Here is a 6,047-nt window from a genome sequence, read left to right as displayed (position 1 = left end):
GGTTTTTTGTAATCCAATCGCCGACACTTTCGTGAGCGTTAATCTTGATAAAGCTATCTTTTGGAAAAATCTCTAATCTTGCATTGTAAAGCTTTTCCAATTCTCTTGTTTTTCCTGCACTTGCCACGCCCGTGATAAGGATTGAACTTTTTTTACTAATCCATTTCTCCTTACATGTAGAAGAATATTTGCGTGGCTTGGTTCGCAGGACAATTCCTTTGACGGGACTTTCAGAATTGAGCTTTTTTAGTCTTAAATATGTCATTGTTCGTTTAGACCCTTTCTTCTTTTTAAACTGTACTATTATAGCAAAATATAGATGTCTTTTCAATAGCCTTTTATCGCATTGTTTAATCGTTCGTCTAAACTGTACAAATCATTAGTCCTAAACTTAAACCCTGCTTTGGTCGGTCAATCTCTTCTATAATAACTATGTGCTTTGGGCGGGCTAATTCTTTTCATCGCTCACAATTTCGCTGGGCTTTTGCTTGGCTCGTTTTTTCTTTGCTCACAATTTCGCTGGGCTTTTGCTTGGTTGTGTCTTTGCGGGCACGAAGTCCCCCGCAAAGTTTGGAGCGTAGGGCACGAAGTCCCCCGAAGCGAGAAAAGCAAGTAAGCAAAAGGTCGGCGAAATTGTGAGCGAAAAAACGAGGTAAGCAAAAGGTCGGCGAAATTGTGAGCGATGAAAAGAATATTAAATGCTTACCTTTTGAAAATACGAAGTTCAAAACGGTGGGGCTTTCTATTCGCTCCCGCAACTCAACGAGGGGCGGGCGGGGGCTGAGGGGGGAAGCCCGCCCCGAGTAGAGGGAGCGATTAAGAGCACACGCCCCCCACAATAGCCCCGTTAAAAGGGGCGGGCGGGTGCTCTTCCCGACACGACTTTAGGCGTGGCGGGGTCAAGCCGTACCGTGTACGGTGCGAAGCGAAGCGGAGAACGAAGCCCGACCGTGGCGGGCGTAGTATTTGAGCCGTGACCGTGGCACGGCGATTGGAAGCCCGACCGTGGCGGGCGTGCTCTTGTATTAGCCACCGCAGGTGGCGGGTATTCGCCCCGCAGGGGCGGGCATTGTATTCCTTACATGTAGAGGGTTCGCAGAAGCCTTACATGTAGAGCTATTCAATCAATCCTTACATGTAAAGGTTCTCAAATAGCCTTACATGTAGAGCTATTCAATCAATCCTTACATGTAGAGGGTTCGCAGAAGCCTTACATGTAGAGATATTTGGAAATCCTTACATGTAGAGGCTCTGAAATATCCTTACATGTAAGGAAATAGCCATTTTTAGGCATTTTTTGCCTCTTTTTTGGCTTTTTTGGCTTTTTTTGATGAAAAAGGGCATTTTTTGCCCTTTTTTAGGTTCTTTTTTGCCTCTTTTTTGACCTCAAAAAGTCATTTTTAGGTGCGTTTAGACTGCTTTTTTATGTCTAGTTTTTATATATAGCGGGGGGCGGTTTTTTTGTTTTTTCTGTTGGCGTTATTCGTTCAGCCTAGACGGTCGTCTAAACTATTGACATTCTGTCAGCGTTTTGGTACAATACCTTTAAACTAACATAAGGGGTAAATCATGGTTTATGGATACATTCGAGTTTCAACCGATAAGCAAGATTACGACAATCAAAAACATGGAATTTTAGAATACTGCAACCGTTTAAAACTTTCTCCCGTTGAATTTGTAACGGAGACAATTAGCTCACGGGTCAAGCTCGAAGAGCGTGATGTAAGTCGCCTCATTGGCGACTTAAAGGCGGGCGATGTTCTTGTAACTTCGGAGCTTTCTCGCCTCGGTCGTTCCATCTTAGAGGTTATGACAATTTTTAAATGTTTGACCGAAAAGGGCGTGGCTACACATGTAATAAAAGGTAACTTCATTATCAATGGTTCAGATAATAAAATCCAATCAAGCGTTTTAATTTTTGCCTTTGGTCTTTCTGCTGAAATTGAGCGGGAATTAATTAGCCAAAGAACTAAGGAAGCGTTACAGCGTAGGAAGAGCGAGGGCGTTATCTTGGGGCGTAAAAAGGGGGCTATCGTTAAAAGTAAATTAGACGGAAAGGAGGAGCAAATTATCGACCTTGTAGGCAAGGGCGTTCCCGTTGCTAGCATTGCCAAAATCTTTGGCTGTGCTCGTGGTACTCTTGTAAATTTTATCGCTTCGAGAAAAATTAAAGCTAAGGATTGAAAATGGTTTGCGAGGTAGGTCGGAGGTGCAGGAAGCACCTCACTTGTCCCGACTGTGCGAGGTCGTGGCAACGAAAAGAATTTAAGACTTTTTGCGAGGGTACAAAAATTCAACCTAGTGGAATTTTAACATACTTTGTCATAAAAACACAAAGGCGTGGAAATCTCTACTATTCGATTGATGAACTTTACAAGGTCATTGACGATATTCGGGAAGCTGTAAAGCGTTCCCGCATTGGTTGTTCGTTCTTTGGGCGTTTAGAGGTTAGTTTTTCCCAAACGATGGGTTTTAATCCTCACTTAAATTTAATTACATTCGGCGATGTCACGCCGTTTCTTGAAATTTTAATGAGGTATAATTTGCATGTTTACAGACGGATAAAAGAGAATGAGAAAAATGTTTCTCGTTCGATAGTTTGGTACATGTGTAAATTCAATAATTTAGGTTATGAGAAAGGGGAAATCGTGAGAAACGCATTAAATCAAAGAAAGACAATAATTTCATCAAGGCACTTTAAAGGGCTAGGCGTTGGCGATGTTTCCGCCACCGATGTTGATTATAGCTTTTTGAAACCTTGCCCGATTAGGTATCGTGAAGAAGTGGAATTGCGAAGTGATTACGCTTCAAAGCGTAGGCGAGAGCGTGAGGCTCTTATCTCTAAAATCGAGGCTATAAAGAAGATGTACGAAACGGCTTAATTCTTCTATATTCCCACGGCGGTGTCGCCGTGGGTTCGCTCCACAATCCCACTTTTTTTTCCCTTGCTTTCTGCTCTTCCTCGATAAACTTTTTATCTTTTGTGTACTTTACATAAACCCACGCCATGCCGTTTTTAATCTGCTCCATGTTTGCGTTCACGCCTTTACATGTAGCCGTTCCCACGGTTCGACCGTATCGGTCTATCGTTTCAATCTCTACATGTAGAGGCTTGTTAAAACAAATATCTGACAAGGCTTTTTTTGAGGCTTGTCCGAACGCTTGCGTTTTCTCGGGTGCGTCTATCTTTGCCAATCTTATTTTAATTTCTCTTTTATCGCTAGTGATCATTTTTAGCGTGTCGCCGTCTGTAATCGCTACGACTACGCCGTCAATCGTTCCCGCTTGAATTTGAGCCACGAGCATGGCAAAGAAGATGGTTTTTTTTAACATTGCTTTCCTTTCAATCCTTACATGTAAGGATTGAAATTATAGCAATTCTAAAATGATTTGATTAGGTAAGAAGTTTCTGCAAAAATACGCACTCATAAAGGTAGTGTTTTTCTCTGTTGTTCCGTTTTGCTTGTAGTGTATTCGTTTGTCAAAAAAGAGGAATTGAGGCGAAGCTCCAACCTCTTTGAAGCTGAACAGCGGGTATTTGTCATTAAGGCACGCACAAGTCATTAGGAGTGCGAAAGGCTTTTTAAAGCTTAACGCTCTTTCAAATATCAGCCTCTTACATGTAAAGGGTGGATTTGAAATAATCATGTCCCACGCTTGCGTGGGTTGCCATTTTAAGAAGTCTTGCTCAAAGTCTAAATGTGAAGCGATTACCTTGTTTTTTTTTGAAATCTGTTTGACAAACTCGCTTTCTTGCGTGTCAAACGGACACCACACGACCGCATTTTTTGGAATGTACTTTAAGAGTGGCACGACCGCATGGGCGGGCGTGTAGCTCTCATCTGTGCCCGTCTTGTTAAATAGAATTTGATTACTTTTCAAAATAATTTAAACCTCGTTTCTAGGGCTTCCTTGTTGTCAATTATGCCGTTTTTTTGTAGGTATCCGTAATCCATGTGGTATTTATTAAATCCGTGTTCTTGGTTCAATAGTTCGATTGCGTTCGATGATATGGAAACCGAAGCAATAAGCAAGCCAAACGCCACGATATATTCCAACGGCTCGCCCGTTTTTATCTTTCCACCTAGAAGATGGATTTTGTGTTTGTCGTTTGGCGTTATCGGTACGCCCGTAATCGTCAAACTATCTGCGAACCAATGCGACAAATAACCAATCCCAAACCAAAACAATATCGCTCTAAAATCAATCAAAAAAGATAATGCGATTAGCATTATCGGAATAATTAAGTAGTGCGTTTCTTGTCTGTGCTTTACATGTACGCCAAAGAATTTGGCTACATATTCCAACCAATCGGGAGCTGTCGCCCCGATGATTACGGCGGGAAGCGAAGCGGGCGAGAATGGCAATGCTATCGCTATGGCGATGGCTGTGTGGCTCTTCCATGTCATTGTAAAATCTCCATAAAGTCGGCGTGCTCTCGTTCTTCTAAATAGCTTAAAAGCTTTTCAAGCAGGGCACTTTTTTCCGTTCGGGCGGTCGCTTGTTTTGCTTTTAATTCTGCTAATTTTTCCATCAAAACAATTCTTTCATCAAGGGCGATAATTCCCTCGGTGCTTCGGGCTTTTGCTCTTATTTGTTTCAGCTCTACAACTTCCAAAATCGTAGCCGTGGCGTGCTCTTCGTTTTCTGCTTCAAAATACTTTTTGACATCTTCGATAATTGATTGTTTAAAGTCGATTTTCTTCTTTTGAATTTCTCTTTTTTCTTTGTCGTCCAATAGCGGGTAAGTCGCTTGCAGTCCCGCATTGTAGTAGTTAAAATCAGACGGGAAAAGCCCGCTTTGTGTTCCCTCTTCGCTACCTCGTGCGGTTCTTCTTCCCGTGGTCGCCACGGCTTCAATTTTGAGCTTGTTGTAATCAACACGATAAACCATTTTATCCATCAAGAACGCCACGGCGGTGGCGATTTTTTTCTCTTTTGGTACTTTCTGTACGGTCTTGTAAACGGTCGGGGCGAAGTCTTGAAGTAGCAAAATATCTTCTTTTGTAATGGTTGCGGGTGCTTTGTCGTTTGCCTCTACATGTAGGATTATTGCGATGAGCAATGAAATTATTTTTTTCATTTTTTGCCTTTGTTTTTGATAATAGTTTCCAATAATAAGAACCTTAATTGCTCGTACTCTTTCGCTTGTTCTTGCTCAAAGATTGAGGCTCTCGCCTTTTCTTCCTTTACATGTAAGGCGTGTAATAGTTCGTGCATTTTTTCGGCGTTTACGGTGTAAGTTTCCATTTAAAAGTCCTCTCTTTGCTCTTTAAAATTAAGGGTGGGGCGAGGCGTTAAGACCGTGTTTTGGCTTGGCTTTCGCTTGGTTGTGTCTTTGCGGGCACGAAGTCCCCCGCAAAGTTTGGAGCGTAGGGAACGAAGTCCCCCGAAGCGAGAAAAGCAAGTAAGCGAAAGGTCAGCCAAAACACGGTTAGCCTCGTGGGTGGGAAGTAATATGGAGGCGTTACGCTTGCGTAATGCGTTCACTTTGTCTTTCCTCTCATTGCGAAGCGGGCGACCATAATTAAACCCGCTAGCTCGTGCTGACCCGTTGCCAACATCATGATAATTAAAATGATGATTGAAGCGTTTGTCATGTCGTAGCTTGTCCCGCTCGTGAGCGGGATTTCGTTAAAATTTTTTTGCTTCAAAATAGAAAATAGCGTTTTGTCGATAGACAACTCGCTTTCAGCCGAAGCGATGACAATGCGGGCGTTTTTTACGATTTGTTTCAAAAACTCTTTTTTTCGTCCTTGCATTTTGTCGAGGTCGTCAATGAATACAATCGAACCGCTAGCAAAATATTCGAGAGCTTCAAGCTGAACCGTTTGTTTTTTTGAATTTTTTGAAAGATATTGATATGCTAGCTCGTCATCGCTGTGGCTTTCGATAAATTGGATTAAAACTTTTTCCGTGAGGTTTTTTGTAATCCAATCGCCGACACTTTCGTGAGCGTTAATCTTGATAAAGCTATCTTTTGGAAAAATCTCTAATCTTGCATTGTAAAGCTTTTCCAATTCTCTTGTTTTTCCTGCACTTGCCAC

General features: G+C 42.2%; 9 protein-coding genes. 2 read left to right on the top strand and 7 right to left on the bottom strand.

All coding sequences use genetic code 11. From position 1 onward, the window contains the following. Positions 1-265 (bottom strand): hypothetical protein (locus PHR02_RS12695; RefSeq protein WP_299992567.1); only part of this gene is annotated, 265 nt, incomplete at its 3' end. Between the two features lie 1,304 nt (positions 266-1,569). Between PHR02_RS12695 and PHR02_RS12690 the strand changes: the two genes are divergently transcribed. Both PHR02_RS12690 and PHR02_RS12685 read left to right on the top strand, forming a co-directional pair. After that, a complete protein-coding gene (locus tag PHR02_RS12690; RefSeq protein ID WP_299992566.1) occupies positions 1,570-2,184 on the top strand; it encodes a recombinase family protein in 615 nt (204 codons plus the stop codon). A gap of 2 nt (positions 2,185-2,186) precedes the next feature. Continuing rightward, positions 2,187-2,882 carry a hypothetical protein gene (locus PHR02_RS12685; protein WP_299992565.1) on the top strand — a complete coding sequence of 232 codons (696 nt, stop codon included), beginning with the start codon at positions 2,187-2,189 and terminating at the stop codon, positions 2,880-2,882. On the opposite strand, the gene PHR02_RS12680 is transcribed toward PHR02_RS12685, so the two are convergent. From PHR02_RS12680 to PHR02_RS12655, 6 genes are all read right to left on the bottom strand, one after another. Further along, positions 2,854-3,333, bottom strand: coding sequence for a thermonuclease family protein (locus PHR02_RS12680; RefSeq protein WP_299992564.1), 480 nt, complete (start codon positions 3,331-3,333; stop codon positions 2,854-2,856). The two genes, PHR02_RS12685 and PHR02_RS12680, sit on opposite strands and share 29 nt — an antisense overlap. Positions 3,334-3,369: 36 nt before the next feature. Next, positions 3,370-3,882, bottom strand: a complete 513-nt coding sequence (locus PHR02_RS12675; protein WP_299992563.1) for a sugar-phosphate nucleotidyltransferase — start codon at positions 3,880-3,882, stop codon at positions 3,370-3,372. Next, the gene (locus PHR02_RS12670) at positions 3,879-4,409 is read right to left on the bottom strand and encodes a metal-dependent hydrolase (protein WP_299992562.1); all 531 of its coding nucleotides are present in this window, start codon (positions 4,407-4,409) and stop codon (positions 3,879-3,881) included. Before PHR02_RS12670 ends, PHR02_RS12675 begins: the two co-directional genes overlap by 4 nt. Continuing rightward, positions 4,406-5,083 (bottom strand): hypothetical protein, encoded by a 678-nt coding sequence (locus PHR02_RS12665; protein ID WP_299992561.1) that lies wholly within the window; start codon positions 5,081-5,083, stop codon positions 4,406-4,408. Before PHR02_RS12665 ends, PHR02_RS12670 begins: the two co-directional genes overlap by 4 nt. After that, positions 5,080-5,250: a hypothetical protein gene (locus PHR02_RS12660; RefSeq protein WP_299992560.1), complete on the bottom strand. Its 171-nt coding sequence runs from the start codon at positions 5,248-5,250 to the stop codon at positions 5,080-5,082. Before PHR02_RS12660 ends, PHR02_RS12665 begins: the two co-directional genes overlap by 4 nt. A gap of 236 nt (positions 5,251-5,486) precedes the next feature. Then, a partial coding sequence (locus PHR02_RS12655) for a hypothetical protein (protein WP_299992559.1) occupies positions 5,487-6,047 on the bottom strand: 561 nt, incomplete at its 5' end.

It is taken from the genome of Sulfuricurvum sp., assembly GCF_028688295.1.
Taxonomy (GTDB): Bacteria; Campylobacterota; Campylobacteria; order Campylobacterales; family Sulfurimonadaceae; genus Sulfuricurvum.
Note: the sequence above shows the minus strand (reverse complement) of the source record. Positions and strands in the feature narration are given on the sequence as shown.

What these genes read in the sequence shown, in the direction of transcription:
- PHR02_RS12690 (WP_299992566.1), top strand. Translation starts at nt 1,570, where the DNA reads ATGGTTTATGGATACATTCGAGTTTCAACCGATAAGCAAGATTACGAC.
- PHR02_RS12685 (WP_299992565.1), top strand. Translation starts at nt 2,187, where the DNA reads ATGGTTTGCGAGGTAGGTCGGAGGTGCAGGAAGCACCTCACTTGTCCC.
- PHR02_RS12680 (WP_299992564.1), bottom strand. Translation starts at nt 3,333, where the DNA reads ATGTTAAAAAAAACCATCTTCTTTGCCATGCTCGTGGCTCAAATTCAA.
- PHR02_RS12670 (WP_299992562.1), bottom strand. Translation starts at nt 4,409, where the DNA reads ATGACATGGAAGAGCCACACAGCCATCGCCATAGCGATAGCATTGCCA.
- PHR02_RS12665 (WP_299992561.1), bottom strand. Translation starts at nt 5,083, where the DNA reads ATGAAAAAAATAATTTCATTGCTCATCGCAATAATCCTACATGTAGAG.
- PHR02_RS12660 (WP_299992560.1), bottom strand. Translation starts at nt 5,250, where the DNA reads ATGGAAACTTACACCGTAAACGCCGAAAAAATGCACGAACTATTACAC.